This is a genomic window from Citrobacter freundii complex sp. 2025EL-00176 (genome assembly GCF_053309355.1).
This window is the reverse complement of sequence record NZ_JBRYHT010000007.1, coordinates 180,095-198,701: the sequence shown is the minus strand read 5'-3', so window position 1 is coordinate 198,701 and position 18,607 is coordinate 180,095. Positions and strand designations below refer to the sequence as shown.

Sequence of the window (18,607 nt, the reverse complement as noted above, 5' to 3'; positions counted from 1 at the left end):
ACAGGCCGGGTAACCGGCCTCAACCGGAATAGCTATGAGTAACAACGAAATCGTTCAGAAACTCTGGAATCTTTGTGACGTCCTGCGTGACGATGGCATCAACTACAGCGATTACGTCACCGAGCTGGTATTACTGTTGTTTATCAAGATGGTGCACGAGAACACCGAAGCGGAAACGCTGGATAAACACATCCTGCCAGAAGGGTGCCGCTGGAGCGATTTAAACAGCAAATCCGGCCTTAACCTGCTGAACGACTACAAACAAATTCTGCTGAAGCTCTCTACCGGTAAAGACGCCGAAGGCAAGCTGGTCCACGCCGACCCACTGATCACCGCAATTTATGCCGACGCGCAAACTCGCCTGCGCGAGCCGCGCCACCTGGAGCAGTTGATCCGCTCGCTGGATCAGATCGACTGGTTCAGCGCGCAGAAAGACGGTCTGGGCGACCTGTATGAAGGGCTGCTGGAAAAAAACGCCGGTGAAACCAAGTCCGGTGCCGGGCAGTATTTTACCCCGCGTGCGCTGATCAACAGCATGGTGCGCTGCATCAAACCGCAGCCGGGCGAAGTGATTCAGGATCCTGCCGCCGGTACTGCGGGCTTTTTGATTGCCGCCGATCAGTACATCAAGGCCAACACCGACGATCTGTACGATCTGTCGGATAAAGAGCGCGTGTTCCAGAAGAATAAAGCCTTTATCGGCGTTGAGCTGGTGCCATCTACCCGCCGTCTGGCGTTGATGAACTGCCTACTGCACGGGATGGAAGGCGACGAAAAAGGCGTGGTGCATCAGGGCAACGCGCTGGGCATGGTCGGGCAGTCACTGGCGAAAGCCGATATCATTTTAGCTAACCCACCGTTTGGTACCTCTAAAGGTGGGGAAGCCAGTATTACCCGCGACGACCTTACCTACAGCACCAGCAATAAACAGCTGGCATTTTTGCAGCATATTTACCGCAACCTGAAGCCGGGCGGTCGTGCTGCCGTTGTGCTGCCTGATAACGTGCTGTTCGAAGCCGGGGTCGGTGCCGACGTGCGTCGCGACCTGATGAACAAATGCAATCTGCACACTATTCTGCGTTTGCCGACCGGGATCTTCTACGCGCAGGGCGTGAAAACCAACGTGCTGTTTTTCACCAAGGGCACCGACGCCGATAAATACCAGGAAGAGAACTGCACCGAAAACGTCTGGGTGTATGACCTGCGTACCAATATGCCGAGCTTCGGCAAGCGCACGCCGTTTACCGAGCAGCATCTCAAGCCGTTTGAAGAGGTATTTGGCGACGATCCGCACGGCAACAGTCCACGCAGCGAAGGCGAGTGGAGCTTTAACGCCAGTGAGATTGACGTGGCCGACAGTGCAGAGAATCAGGACACCGAGCAACACCTGACCACCAGCCGCTGGCGCTGCTTCAGCCGCGAGTGGATCCGCACGGCGAAATCCGATTCACTGGATATCTCCTGGCTGAAGGATAAGGACAGCATCGACGCCGGCAGCCTGCCGGAGCCGGACGTGCTAGCGGCAGAAGCGATGGGCGAGCTGGTGCAGGCGCTGGGCGAGCTGGATGCGCTGATGCGTGAGCTGGGGGCCGGCGATGAGGCGGATGCGCAGCGCCAGTTGCTGAATGAAGCGCTTGGTGAGGTGAAGGCATGAGTGGGGGGAAATTGCCAGAGGGGTGGCTCGAAATACATTTAGAAAATGTTGTTGAAATACTAGATTCGATGCGTATCCCTGTTAACAATAGAGAGAGACAGGAGCGTATTGAAGGAAAAGATTGTAGTAAATTATACCCTTATTATGGTGCTACAGGTGAAGTCGGTAAAATTGATGATTTTATCTTTGACGAAGAGCTTGTTGCACTAGGGGAGGATGGTGTTCCATTTTTCGATGGGCAAAAAAATAAAGCATACATGCTTTATGGAAAAACATGGGTGAATAATCATGCTCATGTATTGAAAGCGATTCAAGGGCTAAGTCATAATAAATTTCTTTGTTATTTTCTCAATCAATTTGATTACCGCAACTATGTCAACGGAGGAACTCGTTTAAAACTAACGCAAGCAAATATGCGGAATATTCCGGTTATTTTGGCCTCTTTTTCAGAACAAAAAATAATCACCGAAAAACTCGATACGCTGCTGGTGCAGGTAGACAGTACCAAAGCACGTCTTGAGAAAATCCCGCAAATCCTGAAACGTTTTCGTCAGGCGGTGCTGACTGCAGTAGTAAATGGAAAATCAGTAAATGAAAACACTTTAACAACTCTCGGGAATGTCGCTAAAAATATAAAATATGGAACATCTAAGAAGTGTTCTGAAACGCAGGGAAGTACAGCCGTATTGCGAATCCCTAACATCGGACCTGGTTATATAATTAACAACAATCTTAAATATGCCGATTTTGATCAGAAGGAATTAGCAACTCTAACATTGAAAGAGGGAGATTTACTTTTAATCCGATCCAATGGCAGTGTTGATTTGGTCGGCAAAGTCGCGGTAATTTCGGAAAATGATACGGAATATTTATATGCAGGATATCTTATTCGAGTAAGACTGAATAAAGAAAGAGCTGTGCCAAAGTATATTTCTTATTGCCTACAAAGTCCCCAATTACGACAAATAATTGAGAATATTGCACGTTCAACCTCTGGTGTGAATAACATAAATAGCAAAGAACTGGCCTCTCTGGAAATACCACTTCCCCCACTCCCAGAACAAGCCGAAATCGTCCGACGCGTCGAACAACTCTTCGCCTACGCCGACACCATTGAAAAGCAGGTTAACAACGCCCTGACCCGCGTCAACAGCCTCACCCAGTCAATCCTGGCGAAGGCCTTCCGCGGCGAGCTGACCGCCCAGTGGCGTGCTGAAAACCCTGATCTCATCAGCGGTGAAAACAGCGCTGCCGCCCTGCTGGAAAAAATCAAGGCCGAACGCGCCGCCAGCGACGGTAAAAAAACGTCGCGTAAAAAGTCCTGATCGTTATTTCAAGCGCATCTGACCGGTGCGCTTTTTATTATTTTTCCGTATCCATAACCGTCAAAAATATATCCAGTCTTTTCCTGTTCATTCCCATTACAGTCTATTTTCAGCTGGACTTTCCTTCTATTCCCTGATGATATGTACAGGTATTTTTCGCGAGACGCCCGTGGTGCAACACGAGCGTCTCGCTAATCACAATTACTATTTTAGGAGAATAGCCATCATGACTACCCCGCATTCTATTGCAGAATTCACCGATCCAGAAGTCTCCCCGGCAAATAATCGTCTGGGTACCGTCACTTATGCGAGTCGTTATCCGGATTACACGCATGTTCCGGCAATTATTATGAAAGGCCAGTGGCTGGAAGCGGCTGGTTTCGCCACCGGCTGCAAATTCGATGTCAGAGTGATGCCAAGCTGCATTGTGCTGACGACAAAGCTGCCGGAGCCGGAAGAACCCGCGTTATTACAGTCGCTGCGTCGGGTATGCAAGCTGTCCGCGCGTAAACAACAGCAGGTGCAGGAGTTTATCGACGTGATTTCAGCCAAGACACGCAGACAGGGATAACTTCTCAGATGCCAGACGGCGCTCAGGAGTATAAGCGCCGTGTATTGATTGCATTACGACTCAGGGTTACATCATTTTATCCAGAGCCATTTACTCAAGACCCTAAGCGATAATCCCAATCATCAGAGTGGACTATATTCCCATCATGATAGTGCCAGGTAATCTTCTTGTAGCGGAACTGGGCAAGTTCAAGATGGGTCTGTTTTTCGTAATAAGGATCTTTAACATCGTGCATTAGTGAAAAAATCGTAACGACTTTCACAGCTTCCAGGGTTATCGTGAAATAGACCTCTTCCTGACCAGCATCATTTATTCGATAGAGATCAATAGCCGCTTTCCTTAATGTTTCTCCGGTACTTAATGCTTTATACAAAAGCACACTAGAAGCATCAATTTCCTTTTCAATTAAAAATGGACGATGTTGACGTTTACTCAACACCCTTCCATTATGCAAGTCAGAGTTGTAACTCACATTATGATACAAACCTAAAACCTCGATCTGATTTTCACGGTCTTTTACCATCACACTACCTTTGATAACATTACCAGTATCATCGATTAGTGACATATATCCAGGGATAGCCATTTATAAATCCTTATTAAATGGAACAGAATTTTCGACAGTATTGATCATAACCGCAATACACCGTTTCCCTTCTGCCGTTTTGATCTTATACATTTCCCTGATGGAATTAACAAATAGCTTATTCATTTCTTCTTCTGACTCAGGGAAAGAGGCAAATGCACATATCTGCTCAATAGTCAGCAATGGTCTCTTATCGTTGAGAATAGCCAGAACACCGGCGGGGTTATGTGGAATGGCTTCAGATACCGCCCCCTGCAAATCTTCCGCAGTACTGGCATCAACTCCGGGTTCCAAAGCACTTGCCACCGTTAACCAGTCATTATTACCTTTGCTAATTTCAGGAATAATATGGTTCCACCATTCTGATTCATTGTCATTATAAAGTGTGTGTACAACAGCATTTGCTCCTTTTTCATTTATCATCTGCAGAAGCTGAGGTGCAGTATGCTCTGCAGCGCAGGAGGCACCCGAAAGCATAAATAGAAAGAAGATAATAATAAATTTCATTATCTTACCACCAAAATTGTATCACCCGAATCGTAAATGGTTTGGCGCTTATCTTGTCCATTCATAATGATACACCCTGCAGATGCCGTTCCCGGTGGCTGCCCTTTTTTATCGCCATGAATTTCGAAATGATCTCTGCCAAAAGTATTGGTCCCTGCAATAGGTTCAAGGATGATAGCGGAGGGGCTTTTGTGATTATTCCATCCTGCAATAAAATAAATACCTCGAGGAATGGGGCCCTTGTTACGTATGTGTTCACAGTTCGGTTTATCCTTTGATTCACCGGCACCACTGTAGCAATAAGCAATTAACTCACCGTTATGGCTCAATATACCTGTCGATACTTTATATTCCCATGTCATGTGATTTATCCCCTTTAACATATAATAATCACACTTATCATATTTAATCGTAAAATTAAATTTGTTCATAAGGTCACAATTATTAAAATTCAGAATATTTATAATTTATATATTTTTATTTCTCGAACAAATAAACTATATTCTGAATAATTAGATAAAGATGAAGCAGCAGGCAATCTGAATTGCCCGGTGACGCGATGTGACCGGGCCTGAAAATCCCGCTCCTTGTAGGCCGGATAAGGCGCAGCCGCCATCCGGCATTCCCCCCACTCACTCGGTGATCACAAACCGTGTCGCGGCAAAGCAGTTCAACACCCGGTGCACCAGGAAGACCATTGTCAGCGTTGCCACCAGCGCGACGGTGACGGAGGTGATACGGTACAGATCGCTGAACACCAGGTCCTGATCCGGGTGCAGGTTCTGGCCGAACATAATGCCGATGGTGGTGATACTGGCAAACCCCACGCCCGCGCCGACTTTTTCCATGACGTGCAGACGGGCGCTGAATGCCAGCCCGAGACCGATCAGCGGCATCATCAGCACCATATGGTTGCTGAAATCATAGATAAGCAGCTGCACCAGCAGAATATACAGACAGGCCAGCACCACGCCGACTACACGCCAGATCGAGCTGATCACCGCCCCGCGATAGTGCATCGGGAACAGGATCAGAATGCCTGCCATCAGCGCCGACAGCGAATCACTCAAATCGCAGATCTGGAAGACCACAAAAATCATCGTCGCCACCGTACCGGAAAGCAGCGACTCGTGGCGAACCCGGGCGGCATCTTTTTCAATGCGCGGCGGCGGCTGGCGGGGTTCCACGTCCGGGATCAGATAATGCAGCAGCGCGCTCAGCGCCACCGCCATGACGCAGGCTTCCATATTGGAAAACATCAGCGTATGCCAGTTGGTGGTCGGGTAGCTCATAAAGTTGAGCATCGTGCTCTGGCACACCACGCCCATCGAACCGAGCAGAAACAGTGGCCCTTTGCTCATAAAACGAAAACGCATCACGTACAGGCCAAACACCACCAGCGTCATAATCAGCGGCCACTGTGAGAGATAACCAACGATTAGCACCATTTCAACGCAGTTTACCGCCGCGCTGAACACAAACTGTTTTGCCACATGGCGGTTGAATACCGGCACCAGCGACAGCAACATCAGCGGATAAACCACAAAGAACACGCCGTACTGCACGTTGTAGAAGGTTGAGATGCTCAGCGCGATTGTCCCGGCAACGGAGATACGCAGGGTCTGGCGAAAATCATTGGCGGTGTAGACAATATTCCCGTGCGGCGTAAAGACGTGAGCCAGCGTGTTAATAGACATAATGCAACCAGCTGACGAGGTGGATCTGCGCCCCGGCAAAGGTGCGGGCGAACATCCCCTCGCTGTTATACAGCTGTACCGTGGCGCGCGCCCCGGTCGGTAACGGCATGTCGAGCGGTTCGTTCAGCGCGACGTGAATACGCATACGCTGGGCATCGCGCACCCAACGGGTGGACTGTTCCGGCTGCGACAGCTGGCCGTTAACCTGCTCCTGACCCGCCAGAATACCGGCATCGCTGCTGGTAACGCGGGCAGAGAAAACCTTGCCCGGCAAAGCGTCGAACACCACGGCGGCATCGGTATCCACGCGAGTGTGGCGCAGGCTTTTCTCGCGAAAGTCGGCCACGATATCGGTCTGATGGCTGACCAGCGCCAGGAGCGGCGTGGCGGCGGTGGCGTAAAGTCCGGGGCTAAGCTGCAGGTTACTCACCGTGCCGTCGGTCTGGGCATACACTTTGCTCCAGCCAAGGTTCAGTTGCGCCTCTTCCAGCGCGTTACGGTATTTTTGCAGCGTTACGTTGCGCTTGTCATCGCGCTCGCCACGCTGGATTAACAGGTTCTGAATACTGGCGTTGAGCGCCGCCACCGACTGCTCGCTGGTCTGCCAGGCGGTGCGCACCTTGTCGAGATCGGATTGCGACACATTCTGCATGGCACTCAGGCGTTGATAGCGGTCAAAGGTGGTCTTATCGTTGCGGGCGTTGAATTGCGCGGTGCGCAGATTAGCGCGCGCTGAGGCGATCTGCGCATCCAGCTGTTGGTTGCTCAGCTTCGCCTGCTCAAGGGCAATTTGCGCCGCCTCGACCTTATTGATAAACGGCGTTGGATCCAGTTCGTACAGCAAATCGCCCTTTTTCACCTGGCTATTGTTATGTACATGCACCTGCGAGACGTAGCCGGAAACGCGTGAGGAAACAGGCGTTACCACGCGCATCACCGTGGAGTCCGGCGTCAGCGGGATCCAGATATCGGCAACGATAAACCAGGCGAATATTACCAGGAAAGCGGCAATACTCACCCTTACCCAACGGGCAAATTTTTGTTCTGGGGTCATCATAGTTTTTTAGTGTTGATTGTCTTCTTCGCGGATTGTCCGCAAATTACAGGCGAGTTGATTTAACGTCGTGCTAAAGGCGGCAAGCTCCGCTTCAGGAATGGTACAGGTGACGCGATGTTGGTATGTCTCAATCACCCGGTTAAGTTCTTCAAGCCTTGAGCGGCCTTGTGCGGTCAGCGTTAACAGTCGGATGCGTTTGTCATAAGGCGATATGGAACGCAGCAGATAGCCCTGCTTTTCCAGTAGCGTGAGGGTGCGCATCAGCGGCGGCAGTTCAATGCCCTGCACCTCCGCCAGCTCACTGACCGAGACGTTATCTCCCAGTTGATACAGCTGCATCAATACCGTCCAGCTTGACTGCGTCAGGCCTGTATCGGTGATGGCAGCATCAATAATGGCCCGCCACTGGCGCACCACCATCGCCATGCGCATCCCCATCGGACGGCGGGCAAACAGTTCATCTTCACTCATGTTTCTTTTTCCTCATCGCTGAGAAGAAAATAATACTTATCAGGGTAAGTATCAAGAAACAGGCTATCAACAAGCATGAATTGATAAATACCGTGAATACAAAAGAGGCCGGATGCGCTAACACCCGGCCTCTGTCGATAGAAAATAATTACTCCACCTGATCGCGTCGCAGCCCAACATCCCGCAGCCGCTCATCGCTCATCTGTTGCAACAGGCGCCGCGTTTGCGCCCGTAGCCGCCATGCTTTGTATGCCCGCCAGATCAATACAAACCCAATAAACGGCTGCTTTGCTTTATTCTCGTGAAATTCCATACGTAACCTCCCCGCCTTGCCAGAGGCTTTATCTTCACGGATTTGGGCCTGAACAATACAGACTCACAAAGTACTTTTATTTAACATACAGATTGGTTAAAAAGAGTTCTGATTCGCTTTTTTCACGCCAATCTGTACTGGTTTTTTAATCTGTATGGTACCCATGAGGGATACAGCATGACGCGTTACCAACATCTGGCCAATCTGCTGGCCGAACGCATTGAGCAGGGGCTGTATCGCCATGGCGAAAAATTGCCTTCGGTGCGCAGCCTGAGTCAGGAGCATGGGGTCAGTATCAGCACCGTCCAGCAGGCCTATCAGACGCTGGAACAATTACAGCTGATCACGCCACAGCCGCGCTCCGGTTATTTTGTCGCGCCACAAAAAGCACAACCGCCGGTGCCGCCGATGTCGCGCCCGGTACAGCGTCCGGTCGAGATAACCCAGTGGGATCAGGTGCTGGACATGCTGGCAGGTCATGCGGACAAATCGATAATCCCTTTTAGCAGTGGCGTGCCCGATATCAATCAACCCAGCCTGAAGCCGCTGTGGCGCGAGCTAAGCCGCGTGGCGCAGCATAATCTCAAGGCGGTTCTGGGCTACGATGAATTACCTGGCTGTCGGGAATTGCGTCAACAGATTGCCCGGCTCATGCTGGACGGCGGTTCGGTCGTCAATGCGGATGATATTGTGATCACTAACGGCAGCCAGAGTGGAATGTCGCTGGCGCTGCTAACGGTATGCCAGCCTGGCGATATTGTCGCCGTTGAATCTCCCGCCTATTACGGCACCATGCAGCTGCTACGCGGATTAGGGATCAAAGTTATTGAGATCCCGACCGATCCAGATACCGGAATCAGCATTGAAGCGCTGGAACTGGCGCTGGATCAGTGGCCGATTAAAGGGGTGATCCTGGTTCCTAACTGCAACAATCCGCTCGGCTTTATTATGCCGGATGCGCGTAAACGGGCCGTGCTCGCCCTCGCCCAGCAGCACGATATTGTTATTTTTGAAGATGATGTGTACGGAGAGCTTGCCACAGAATATCCCCGTCCGCGCACAATACACTCCTGGGACAGCGACGGCCGCGTAATACTCTGCAGTTCATTTACCAAATCCGTGGCGCCGGGATTGCGCGTCGGTTGGGTTATTCCCGGTCGTTATCACGATAAATTTCTGCATATGAAATATGCCGTCATCGGCACTAACGTTCCTGCTACGCAGTTGGCGGCCGCCGCCTTCGTGCGCGAGGGGCATTATCATCGTCATGTTCGCCGTATGCGTCAGATCTACCAGCGGAATATGGAGATCTACACCTGTTGGGTACGGGAATACTTTCCCTGTGGGATCTGCGTCACCCGGCCAAAAGGCGGCTTTATGCTATGGGTTGAATTACCACCGCAGGTCGATATGGTCTGCGTTGCCAAACAGCTCTGTCGCCTGAAAATCCAGGTCGCGCCTGGCTCGCTATTCTCCGCATCCGGTAAATATCGCAACTGCGTACGCATCAATTGCGCGTTGCCGCCAAACGAGAAGCATCGGGAAGTCATGCAAAAGCTCGGCGAGGCGGTAAAGGTGGCGATAGAGTAAATCGGTACACCCGGCTTCGCCTTTGTCTAATGGCTTAACCCCTGAATATCTTCAGCGGAAAGTCGGGTAATTTTTTGTACCGTGCTGATATCGATGCCGTCTGCCAGCATGGTGCGGGCAATACGGAGCGCCTCAGTTCGTTGCCCCTCTATCAGCCCTTCCTGTTTACCTTCCTGTTTACCTTCTTGTTTACCTTCCTGCTGACCTTTGAGCCATCCTTTTTGAAAACCTGCCTCATGCAATCTGTCCGCGATCGTCATCAAATGCTCCTTATGCTGCGGTGCACGTTCAGCGACCCCACGAATAAACTCGCTGAATCGAGGTGCATCGCCAGTTTGCAAAATATAATTAAACAGCGTCTTTATCTGGCTGTCATTAGTCAGTCCAGTAAGTAGCAGGGAAACAATTTGTTCAACAAGCCCCATAAGATCGCGCTGACGGATGTGTTTTTGAATTAACTCCAGCAGTGCCATACGCCGATGCTGCACAATTTCATCATCCGGTATGACTGTAATATCCACCAATGGAAACGCCACAGTATACAGCTGACGCGCCAACTTCGGGTTCGCAAACTCATCAAGCCAGCACAGCGACCAGGGGTATGGGCTTTTAGCGCCGTGATAAAACAGCATCGGCACCACCAGCGGCAATTGCTGGTGCCCGGCATCTAAGTGTTTCTGCATGGCCGCTACCGCATAGCGCATCAACCGGAACGCCATATGCGCATCCGGTGTGCTCTGGTGTTCAATCACAACATAAATATACCCATCGCCTTCCGTCGTTTTCACCGACCAAAGCACGTCGGAGTAGGACGCGCGTAAATTCTCTTCAATGAAACTATCGGACTCGAGTTTTAGCGTCTGAAGATCGCAAAGTTCGCGTAGCGAAGCGGGAAGATGTATTTGCAGAAAATCCCGTGCGGTCTCAGGGTGACGTAAAAACGTTTTAAAGACTGCATCATGCGGGGTAGAAGTCGTTGCTTTACTCATGGCGATCCATCACCTGGGAATAAGATGCCGTGACTGTAGCGCTGGCAAGACGCACCCTCACCTGCAAATTTCTCTCTTTGCGAGGCGATTTCAGAGATAAAAACGTCCCTTTGTAACGTCTGCATTTGTCTGGAACGCGTCCCGCAGAATCGCAACACCAATACACATTCCCGCTTTTTCAACGCACGCCCTGTGCTATAACAAATCATCACTTTCATGGAGGGCACGATGTGACGCACACTCGGGATATTCCACAATCGTTCTGGCGTGACGCGCAGTTGCCGTGGCTGGAGCTACGCAGCACCTGGCGTAGTCATCAAGCCTATAAACGTCATCATCATTCTCAGCTCTCGATTGGGGCGATTCTTGAGGGTGAGACGTGCTGCCAGTGCGATGGCAAAGAATACCTCCTGAACTCAGGCGATCTCATTGTGATCCCATCGCTGTCACCTCACAGCTGTAACCCCGTGAATGGGCGGTTTCGCAGTTACCATATGCTCTATCTTGATGCCCAGTGGTGCCTGGACCATCTGCCTGAGCTGAGCAGCAATCAGCAACTTTACCCACGCAATCCTGTTATCCGCGATCCGCAATTATTCCAGCGTTATTTGCGCCTCGTGGCGCTCATGCAGCGCAAACAAACGACACAGATAACCGATGCCGCGCAGGCACTGCTGCGCTCGCTGCCGTTGCAATCAGTAAAAGCGGAACACCTTAGCCCAACCAGCGCATATCTACGTGAACGGCTGCAGTCCAGTTTGGTTGCGCCTCCCTCGCTGGACGAGCTGGCGTATGAATGCCGCATGCGTAAAGAGACGCTGATCCGTAACTTTAAGCAGGACACCGGCCTGACGCCGGGGAGTTATCTGAATATCCTGAGAGTTGACTATGCCCGCCAACGGCTGCGTGCGGGGGACGAAATTGCGGATGTCGGCTACCAGAGCGGGTTTGCCGACCAGAGCCATTTCCATCGCACCTTTGTGCGCTACACCGCGGCCACACCGCGTCAATACGCATTAGGACAGTCAATATCAGACAATAATTAGCGCGGCGTCAGGCGTAGGGTGAACTCGGATTCCGTATCTGAGGTCACTATGTCGCTGCTTTCCTTACTTTTTCCGTCTGCTTTTCCCGCGCTGGCGCTGGCGCATTTTGTCGCACTCCTCAGCCCGGGTCCGGACTTCTTTTTACTGGTCGGCTATGCCGTACGTTACCGGATGCGCGGCAGTGCCGGGCTGTGCGTGGGGATCGCCCTCGGCAACGGGCTGTATATCATGCTGGCGATTATCGGTTGGGGGATCCTGCGCCAGCTTCCTCTGCTGTTTACGGTTATTGAGCTGTTAGGCGCGCTCTATTTATTGTGGATTGGCAGCCTGTTGATACGCAGCCGCCCGCAAACGCTGACCGGAGCAGACGCCCAGTCTACCTGTCCAGGGTTTGGCAAACAGTTGCTGCTGGGGTTAGCTTCGTCACTACTCAACCCTAAAAATGCGTTGTTTTATCTGGCGCTAATGACCGCTCTGCTCGGCCCGTCGGTGACGTTGCTACAACAAAGCGTGAGCGGGATATGGATGACCAGCGTGGTGCTGTTCTGGGATTTGCTGATCGTGATGTTCATCGGTTTACCGCAGATCCAGCGACGGTTAACCAGCGGGATAGTGTGGGTAGAACGTATCGCCGGAGGCGTACTGGTCATCTTCGGTTGTGCCATCGCGCTGCGGTTTTTACAGCGCATCGTACTCTGATTAACGTGGCGATTTTCTGCAAATAAACCGGATAAACTCGTTTAATTAATATCCAATCCGCATTACACTGCGGATGGTTACTACCCGTTCAACTTACTCTTCCTGAGGTGCGATGTGCTGATTGTTACCTGTAATCGTTACGCTTTCTGACCCCGCGTTAGTGAGCGTTTCTCCTGTTTGCGCTTCACGCAGACAGCGTTTTTGATTACATGAAATTCAGTACATTTGCAGTCTGCTTTTATTCTGTTATCGGTCTGACGTCTCAAAGACGGTATTGAATTTCGCTATTCCCGTTGAGGGTTTTCTCCCGACAAGGAGCTGTTTTATGCAACGGATTCTCGCGTTTTTCTCCCAACGCGCTACGACGCTATTTTTTCCTATTGCGTTGATTTTGTATGATTTCGCCGCCTATCTGTCGACGGACTTGATCCAGCCCGGCATCATTAATGTCGTCCGCGATTTCAATGCCGATGTCAGCCTGGCGCCCGCGGCGGTCAGCCTCTATCTGGCGGGTGGCATGGCGCTACAATGGCTGTTAGGGCCGCTTTCCGACCGGATTGGCCGCCGTCCGGTACTGATTGCGGGAGCGCTAATTTTTACGCTCGCCTGCGCTGCCACATTGTTCACCACCTCGATGACGCAATTTCTGGTCGCCCGTTTTGTGCAGGGCACCAGCATCTGTTTTATCGCCACCGTTGGCTATGTCACGGTGCAGGAGGCATTTGGGCAAACAAAAGCCATTAAGCTAATGGCGGTAATCACCTCTATTGTGCTGGTTGCACCGGTTATCGGCCCGCTTTCAGGAGCGGCGCTGATGCACTTTGTGCACTGGAAGATCTTGTTTGCCATTATCGCCGTCATGGGGCTTATCGCACTCATTGGACTCACGTTAGCGATGCCAGAAACCGTCCAGCGTGGCGCGGTACCGTTCAGTGCGCGCAGTGTTGTGCGTGATTTCCGCGACGTTTTCCGCAACCGGATATTCCTCTTCGGCGCAGCCACGCTGTCGTTGAGCTATATCCCGATGATGAGTTGGGTGGCAGTCTCACCGGTGATCCTCATTGATGCTGGCGGCATGACCACATCCCAGTTTGCCTGGGCGCAGGCGCCGGTATTTGGCGCAGTGATCGTCGCCAATATGGTGGTCGTGCGCTTTGTGAAGGATCCGACCCGGCCACGCTTTATCTGGCGAGCGGTGCCCATTCAGTTGAGCGGGTTGGCGGTACTGATTGCTGGCAATTTACTGTGGCCGCACGTGTGGTTGTGGTCAGTGCTGGGGACCAGCCTGTATGCGTTTGGCATTGGGATGATCTTCCCAACGTTATTCCGCTTTACGCTGTTTTCCAACAACTTACCGAAGGGTACGGTTTCCGCATCGTTGAATATGGTGATCCTGACGGTGATGGCGGTTTCTGTCGAAATTGGGCGTTGGTTATGGTTTAACGGCGGCAGGATTTCGTTTCATCTGTTAGCGGTGGTGGCAGGTATTGCCGTCGTGTTCACGCTGGCAGGCTTACTGAAGCGCGTACGTCAGCATGCGGCAACCGCGTTAGTCACAGAGAGTTAACCTTCTATGAACCGCCCCCATTCGCGAACACTGGTTTTGTGTTTAGCGGTTGGGGGCAATCCATCATAGTGCATCTACTTTTAATCATCTGACGAGAGATAACGGAACTTCCGCATCGGGTTCATGCGTGATCCGATTGCGCAGATCGCGACGAATCATTTCAATGACCCAAAACCAGAAAATATGCCCAATAATTTCCGACACATATTCATCAAATGGTAGCTGAGACAAGGGCGGCGAAAGATGAAGTGCGGGAATGAAAATTCCATGAACCGCCACCGTCACGATTAAACCTGCCAGTACCCCCTGCCAAAGTTTAACTTTTGGAAAAATTTCAGCGGCAACGCAATACCCAACCGCAAACACCAATGAAAATATGATGTGCGTGACCATAACCGGATTAATCACATGTTCAGAAAAGGTATAGACCGTTTGCGTGGGGTCAATCCCTAAATAGTCTCTGAGAAAAAGGTACGGGGGATTAAACTCATTTCTTCCCAGAGAAAATGTCCTGGGAGGAAGAGGAACTTCGGCCCCCCACTTAACAAATGCAGAAAGTACGCCAGAAACGATGCCGACTAATACGGCAACGCCATAATGTCGGCGTTCAGTTGGTGTCCTCGTGAATAAATCTTTCAGCTTCATAACTCTTCATCCCTTAGATGCCATAACACTTATAACCAGTGGCTATGCTACCCAGGAGGGATGCTAAAAATTGTGACAAAGATTACTTTTGATAAAAAATGATCTTAAATGACTTTTTATGAGTCAATTTGATTGTAAATATAACGTCATCGCGACTATCGTACAGGCGTTTTATCCGGCCTACTGGGTTACGTAGGCCGGATAAGCATCAGCGCCATCCGGCAGCGCGTGTATTAGCTCAGGCGATGCGCGCAAACCCCGCTTCCAGATCGGCAATCAGATCGTCAACATCTTCCAGACCAATATGCACCCTGACCAGCGTGCCGCTGAAATCAACCTCTCCGGCCGGGCGAATGCTGTTCAGCTCTTCCGGTTGATTCGCCAGAATGAGTGACTCAAATCCGCCCCACGAATAGGCCATATGGAACAGTGAGAAGTTATCGAGGAAATTCGCCATCTGCTCGTCGGTCAGCCTCTTTTTCAGCACAAATGAGAACAGGCCTGAGCTTCCGGCAAAGTCACGTTGAAAATACTCGTGCCCCGGACATTCCGCCAATGCAGGATGATTCACCCGCGCTACTTCCGGCCTTGCCGACAGCCAGCGGGCAATGTGAATACTGCTCTCCTGATGCTGCTTCAGACGTACCGCCAGCGTACGTAATCCGCGGCTACCGTTGTAGGCTGTGTCGGCATCCAGCGTTTGCCCCATCAGATAGGAGTTCTCACGCAAACGGTCCCAGCAGCGGGCGTTAGACACCGCCGTTCCCAGCATGCCATCCGAATGACCTATGGTGTACTTGGTTCCTGCCTGAATGGAAATATCCACCCCGAAATCCAGTGCTTTGAAGAGAACGCCCGCCGCCCAGGTATTGTCGATCATAATGACAATTTCCGGATTCACCGCGCGGATAGCCTTCACCATTCCCGGCACATCCTGGACTTCCATCGTGATAGAACTTGGCGATTCGAGGAACACCACCTTCGTCTCCGGACGCAGAAGATCAACGATACCAGCACCAATTAACGGATCGTAATACGTTGTTTCCACATTAAATTTACTCAGGATCTTATTACAAAAATCCTGGGTTGGCTCGTAGGCCGCGCCCGTCATCAAAATATGATCGCCGCTTTGGACGAACGCCAGAATCGCATTGGTCACCGCTGCTGCTCCACACGGATACAGCGCGCAGCCGACACCGCCTTCCAGCTCACTCATGGCTTTCTGGAAGGCAAAATGCGTATAGGTTCCGCGACGACCATAAAACAGTTCACCGTTCGCCCGGTTGGCGGTGGCAAATTTCTTATCCTTCACGGTATCGAACACCAGCGAAGAGGCGCGTTGGATCACCGGATTCACCGCTCCCTGGGTATAGCGTTTGTCGCGACCAGCAACGACCAGATGCGTTTCAAGCTTCATAGCGTCTTTCATAACTTCTCCTGTTCTTAATCCGTGTGAAAACCTATACCACCGCAGCAGTAGAGTTTATTTCAGTGTTGGTCTGCTTTTTTCCAGCGAACCGTTCGACAATCTGTGCCGCGTTCAAATCATGGATCACGTTAATCAGCGTCGCGGGCGCATCGGTAATGGTGCCCAGTACCACCAGCATCGGGATCGTTTCCATCGGCAGACCCAACGTGGTGACGATAAAGATCTCGCCAAGGAACGCCCCGCCCGGCACGCCGCCGACGATAATGGCGGAGAGCACCGCAATCAGCATCGTCAGGAAGAAGGTTTCAGTGGTGAACTCCATACCCAGCACGGAATAGATAAAGACAATTTTCAGTGCGGCTATCATTGCCACACCGCCTTTATTCAGGTTCACCAGCAGCGGAATAGAGACATCAACGATTTCCGGATTGATTCCCATCGCTTTACCGGCGCGCAGCGTCACCGGCAGCGTACCCAGCGAAGAACAGGTCCCCAGCGCGGTCGCAGAGGGTTCAATCGCGTTACGCCAAAAGGCTTTCACCGCCGGAATACCACCGCCAATATACGAATAGAGAATAGAGCCAAGAACAAAGTAGACTAGCGTAGCAACCATAAACAGGCCAATGGCGCGGGCAAAGGTTAACAGCAGAGCAGAGTCCTGGCTGGCCATGGTGGCGGCGAAATAACAACCCAGACCAATCGGCGCCACCTTCATGATGATTGAGACGATCTTCATGATCACCGTGTTGGCATCCTCCAGCAGTGAAGCAATGCGTTTCCCTGCCTGATCCGACTGGCCAATCGCCACACCAGCAATGATCGCCATCACGATCAGCGCCAGGATATTGGACTTAGAAAACAGTCCAATAAAGTCGCTGGTGGTAATCATGCTAACAAAATCCATCTTGCCGCTACCCGCCTGTACGGACTGCGAGAGATCGATAGTGACGCCCTGCGCCGGGTTATACCAGAGCGCCAGCGCGACGATCCCGGCCGCCGGAATAAAGGCCATCGCGATCGAAACAATAAAGATAATCGCCATAATGCGCCCCAGCCTTTTCAGGTCGGTCATACTGGCGATCGAAGACATGACGCTGATCCCCACCAGCGGCACAATAATCATAAATAACAAGTTTAAGAATATCTGACCTATTGGTTGAAGCTTACTTGCCAACGATGGGGCATATATACCTAATAAGCCGCCAATCACCAGAGCAACTAATAAAATAATCGACGATCTGTAGGGTTCGAGTCGTGACCACATAATCGGTACCTTTAGAATAATAATTAATGAGATTAAATTCACACTGTGATGAGTTTCCGTTGCGCCTCCTTTTATTTTGTGACGTAACTCACCTAAGTTGTTATTTTTTCATTTTGCCAGCAAGTTGTTGCCTGTGATTCAATAGTTGCATGTTTAAAAGCCGAATGTAACGGCCTGGTCGTACCGTTTTTGCAAATCACTTGTGAATTAAAGGAAACTATGAGTACGCCGATTTCACTCAAGCATCTGGAATTTTTTACGAAAATCGTCAATTGCGGGGGCCTGTCAGAAGCCGCGGCGCAGCTCAACGTCTCGCCGTCTGCGGTCAGTAAAAGCCTGGCCGCGATGGAAGACACGCTGGGGACGACGTTAATTAAACGCACCACCCGCAGTATTACCCTGACCGACGCCGGGCAATATCTCTTCAACCGCGCGAATAAGCTTTTGAAAGAATTCGATGAAACGCTGAATACTACTTCAGGCTATTACCACAGCCCGCAGGGTGAATTACGGATAACCTGCTCAATTGCGTTTGGCTATTCCCGACTGGTGAACCTGGTGGATAAATATCGCGCTCAGTTCCCGGATGTGAATTTGTATATCGATCTCAACGATAACTTCGTGAATCTGAACGAAACGGATTTCGACATCGCTCTGCACATTTCTACCGCGCCGCCGCAGAACTATGCCATGCGCAAGCTGGTGCCTGTCCGCTGGGCGTACTGCGCCTCACCCGGCTACCTTGCCAAAAAAGGCATGCCCCAGCGCCGAAGCGATCTGGTCCACCATGATTGCCTGGTGTATCCGGGTCTCACGCCAGTGTTAAAAGTGGCTGATGAACAGGATCGTCTGCATCAGCTCAAACTCCATATGCCGATCCAGGCCAATAGCAGTCTGGTATTACTGAAGTCGGTACTGGAAGATCAGGGCGTGGCGTACTTGCCGACCTACCTGATTGGCGATCATATTCAAAAAGAAGAGATAACGCCGTTGATGCTCGACGGCACTATTACCTGTGAAACCCACGCCCTGTATGCGCTCTATTTTCCCAGTAAGTACAGCAACCCCAAGGTACGATCGTTTATCGATTTTCTGGTAGCGGAACTCGGTCCCTTACCCGCCTGGGATAACTGGATCCCGGAGTAAGGTCTGGCCGCCTAAAAATGGGGGCCGCACCACATTTTTTGCGCGATCCTG

Annotated in this window: 19 protein-coding genes; 8 read left to right on the top strand and 11 right to left on the bottom strand. The window is 51.2% G+C overall.

The window, feature by feature from the left end; all coding sequences use genetic code 11:
* Positions 1-34 precede the first annotated feature (34 nt).
* From ACVXHP_RS15500 to symE, 3 genes are all read left to right on the top strand, one after another.
* Positions 35-1,654, top strand: a complete 1,620-nt coding sequence (locus ACVXHP_RS15500) for an N-6 DNA methylase (protein ID WP_447571777.1) — start codon at positions 35-37, stop codon at positions 1,652-1,654.
* Positions 1,651-2,979 (top strand): restriction endonuclease subunit S, encoded by a 1,329-nt coding sequence (locus ACVXHP_RS15495; protein ID WP_447571776.1) that lies wholly within the window; start codon positions 1,651-1,653, stop codon positions 2,977-2,979. The genes ACVXHP_RS15500 and ACVXHP_RS15495 overlap by 4 nt, the downstream gene beginning before the upstream one ends.
* A gap of 226 nt (positions 2,980-3,205) precedes the next feature.
* The gene (symE, locus tag ACVXHP_RS15490) at positions 3,206-3,550 is read left to right on the top strand and encodes an endoribonuclease SymE (protein ID WP_447571775.1); all 345 of its coding nucleotides are present in this window, start codon (positions 3,206-3,208) and stop codon (positions 3,548-3,550) included.
* A gap of 94 nt (positions 3,551-3,644) precedes the next feature.
* On the opposite strand, the gene tssD is transcribed toward symE, so the two are convergent.
* The 7 genes from tssD to ACVXHP_RS15455 form a co-directional block, all read right to left on the bottom strand.
* Positions 3,645-4,136, bottom strand: coding sequence for a type VI secretion system tube protein TssD (tssD, locus tag ACVXHP_RS15485; RefSeq protein WP_316129145.1), 492 nt, complete (start codon positions 4,134-4,136; stop codon positions 3,645-3,647).
* Positions 4,137-4,643 (bottom strand): hypothetical protein, encoded by a 507-nt coding sequence (locus ACVXHP_RS15480; RefSeq protein WP_316129144.1) that lies wholly within the window; start codon positions 4,641-4,643, stop codon positions 4,137-4,139.
* Positions 4,643-5,005 carry a tlde1 domain-containing protein gene (locus ACVXHP_RS15475; protein ID WP_087857426.1) on the bottom strand — a complete coding sequence of 121 codons (363 nt, stop codon included), beginning with the start codon at positions 5,003-5,005 and terminating at the stop codon, positions 4,643-4,645. Before ACVXHP_RS15475 ends, ACVXHP_RS15480 begins: the two co-directional genes overlap by 1 nt.
* A 270-nt stretch (positions 5,006-5,275) precedes the next feature.
* The gene (locus tag ACVXHP_RS15470; protein ID WP_069324120.1) at positions 5,276-6,340 is read right to left on the bottom strand and encodes a DUF2955 domain-containing protein; all 1,065 of its coding nucleotides are present in this window, start codon (positions 6,338-6,340) and stop codon (positions 5,276-5,278) included.
* Positions 6,330-7,397 (bottom strand): HlyD family secretion protein, encoded by a 1,068-nt coding sequence (locus tag ACVXHP_RS15465; protein WP_316129142.1) that lies wholly within the window; start codon positions 7,395-7,397, stop codon positions 6,330-6,332. Before ACVXHP_RS15465 ends, ACVXHP_RS15470 begins: the two co-directional genes overlap by 11 nt.
* Before the next feature lie 6 nt (positions 7,398-7,403).
* On the bottom strand, positions 7,404-7,868 hold the full coding sequence (locus ACVXHP_RS15460) for a MarR family winged helix-turn-helix transcriptional regulator (RefSeq protein WP_447571774.1): 465 nt from the start codon (positions 7,866-7,868) through the stop codon (positions 7,404-7,406).
* A 148-nt stretch (positions 7,869-8,016) separates the two neighbouring features.
* Positions 8,017-8,181 (bottom strand): DUF1127 domain-containing protein, encoded by a 165-nt coding sequence (locus ACVXHP_RS15455; protein WP_003019180.1) that lies wholly within the window; start codon positions 8,179-8,181, stop codon positions 8,017-8,019.
* A 177-nt stretch (positions 8,182-8,358) separates the two neighbouring features.
* On the opposite strand from ACVXHP_RS15455, the gene ACVXHP_RS15450 reads away from it, so the two are divergent.
* Positions 8,359-9,771 (top strand): aminotransferase-like domain-containing protein, encoded by a 1,413-nt coding sequence (locus ACVXHP_RS15450; RefSeq protein ID WP_447571773.1) that lies wholly within the window; start codon positions 8,359-8,361, stop codon positions 9,769-9,771.
* Positions 9,772-9,797: 26 nt separating this feature from the next.
* Here the strand turns inward: ACVXHP_RS15450 and ACVXHP_RS15445 are convergent, their stop codons facing one another.
* A complete protein-coding gene (locus ACVXHP_RS15445; protein ID WP_447571772.1) occupies positions 9,798-10,760 on the bottom strand; it encodes an Rpn family recombination-promoting nuclease/putative transposase in 963 nt (320 codons plus the stop codon).
* Between the two features lie 230 nt (positions 10,761-10,990).
* On the opposite strand from ACVXHP_RS15445, the gene ACVXHP_RS15440 reads away from it, so the two are divergent.
* The 3 genes from ACVXHP_RS15440 (at position 10,991) to mdtM (ending at position 14,072) form a co-directional block, all read left to right on the top strand.
* Positions 10,991-11,806, top strand: a complete 816-nt coding sequence (locus ACVXHP_RS15440; RefSeq protein ID WP_447571771.1) for a helix-turn-helix domain-containing protein — start codon at positions 10,991-10,993, stop codon at positions 11,804-11,806.
* A gap of 48 nt (positions 11,807-11,854) precedes the next feature.
* Positions 11,855-12,505 (top strand): LysE family translocator, encoded by a 651-nt coding sequence (locus ACVXHP_RS15435; protein WP_447571770.1) that lies wholly within the window; start codon positions 11,855-11,857, stop codon positions 12,503-12,505.
* A 325-nt stretch (positions 12,506-12,830) separates the two neighbouring features.
* Positions 12,831-14,072 (top strand): multidrug efflux MFS transporter MdtM, encoded by a 1,242-nt coding sequence (gene mdtM / locus ACVXHP_RS15430; RefSeq protein ID WP_447571769.1) that lies wholly within the window; start codon positions 12,831-12,833, stop codon positions 14,070-14,072.
* Positions 14,073-14,156: 84 nt separating this feature from the next.
* On the opposite strand, the gene ACVXHP_RS15425 is transcribed toward mdtM, so the two are convergent.
* From ACVXHP_RS15425 to ACVXHP_RS15415, 3 genes are all read right to left on the bottom strand, one after another.
* Positions 14,157-14,717: a YagU family protein gene (locus tag ACVXHP_RS15425; RefSeq protein WP_038636914.1), complete on the bottom strand. Its 561-nt coding sequence runs from the start codon at positions 14,715-14,717 to the stop codon at positions 14,157-14,159.
* A 238-nt stretch (positions 14,718-14,955) separates the two neighbouring features.
* Positions 14,956-16,146, bottom strand: coding sequence for a cystathionine beta-lyase (gene metC / locus ACVXHP_RS15420; protein ID WP_038636913.1), 1,191 nt, complete (start codon positions 16,144-16,146; stop codon positions 14,956-14,958).
* 31 nt (positions 16,147-16,177) lie between these two features.
* A complete protein-coding gene (locus tag ACVXHP_RS15415) occupies positions 16,178-17,410 on the bottom strand; it encodes a dicarboxylate/amino acid:cation symporter (RefSeq protein ID WP_447571768.1) in 1,233 nt (410 codons plus the stop codon).
* Positions 17,411-17,629: 219 nt separating this feature from the next.
* Here ACVXHP_RS15415 and ACVXHP_RS15410 point away from each other — a divergent pair, with 219 nt between their 5' ends.
* The gene (locus ACVXHP_RS15410; RefSeq protein WP_447571767.1) at positions 17,630-18,556 is read left to right on the top strand and encodes a LysR family transcriptional regulator; all 927 of its coding nucleotides are present in this window, start codon (positions 17,630-17,632) and stop codon (positions 18,554-18,556) included.
* Positions 18,557-18,607 lie beyond the last annotated feature (51 nt).

Bases quoted from the DNA above. Each gene is read 5' to 3' on its own strand.
- ACVXHP_RS15480 (WP_316129144.1), bottom strand. From the start codon at position 4,643: ATGAAATTTATTATTATCTTCTTTCTATTTATGCTTTCGGGTGCCTCC.
- tssD (WP_316129145.1), bottom strand. From the start codon at position 4,136: ATGGCTATCCCTGGATATATGTCACTAATCGATGATACTGGTAATGTT.
- ACVXHP_RS15455 (WP_003019180.1), bottom strand. From the start codon at position 8,181: ATGGAATTTCACGAGAATAAAGCAAAGCAGCCGTTTATTGGGTTTGTA.
- ACVXHP_RS15445 (WP_447571772.1), bottom strand. From the start codon at position 10,760: ATGAGTAAAGCAACGACTTCTACCCCGCATGATGCAGTCTTTAAAACG.
- ACVXHP_RS15495 (WP_447571776.1), top strand. From the start codon at position 1,651: ATGAGTGGGGGGAAATTGCCAGAGGGGTGGCTCGAAATACATTTAGAA.
- ACVXHP_RS15460 (WP_447571774.1), bottom strand. From the start codon at position 7,868: ATGAGTGAAGATGAACTGTTTGCCCGCCGTCCGATGGGGATGCGCATG.
- mdtM (WP_447571769.1), top strand. From the start codon at position 12,831: ATGCAACGGATTCTCGCGTTTTTCTCCCAACGCGCTACGACGCTATTT.
- ACVXHP_RS15475 (WP_087857426.1), bottom strand. From the start codon at position 5,005: ATGACATGGGAATATAAAGTATCGACAGGTATATTGAGCCATAACGGT.
- symE (WP_447571775.1), top strand. From the start codon at position 3,206: ATGACTACCCCGCATTCTATTGCAGAATTCACCGATCCAGAAGTCTCC.
- ACVXHP_RS15500 (WP_447571777.1), top strand. From the start codon at position 35: ATGAGTAACAACGAAATCGTTCAGAAACTCTGGAATCTTTGTGACGTC.
- ACVXHP_RS15410 (WP_447571767.1), top strand. From the start codon at position 17,630: ATGAGTACGCCGATTTCACTCAAGCATCTGGAATTTTTTACGAAAATC.
- metC (WP_038636913.1), bottom strand. From the start codon at position 16,146: ATGAAAGACGCTATGAAGCTTGAAACGCATCTGGTCGTTGCTGGTCGC.
- ACVXHP_RS15470 (WP_069324120.1), bottom strand. From the start codon at position 6,340: ATGTCTATTAACACGCTGGCTCACGTCTTTACGCCGCACGGGAATATT.
- ACVXHP_RS15435 (WP_447571770.1), top strand. From the start codon at position 11,855: ATGTCGCTGCTTTCCTTACTTTTTCCGTCTGCTTTTCCCGCGCTGGCG.
- ACVXHP_RS15465 (WP_316129142.1), bottom strand. From the start codon at position 7,397: ATGATGACCCCAGAACAAAAATTTGCCCGTTGGGTAAGGGTGAGTATT.
- ACVXHP_RS15425 (WP_038636914.1), bottom strand. From the start codon at position 14,717: ATGAAGCTGAAAGATTTATTCACGAGGACACCAACTGAACGCCGACAT.
- ACVXHP_RS15450 (WP_447571773.1), top strand. From the start codon at position 8,359: ATGACGCGTTACCAACATCTGGCCAATCTGCTGGCCGAACGCATTGAG.
- ACVXHP_RS15415 (WP_447571768.1), bottom strand. From the start codon at position 17,410: ATGTGGTCACGACTCGAACCCTACAGATCGTCGATTATTTTATTAGTT.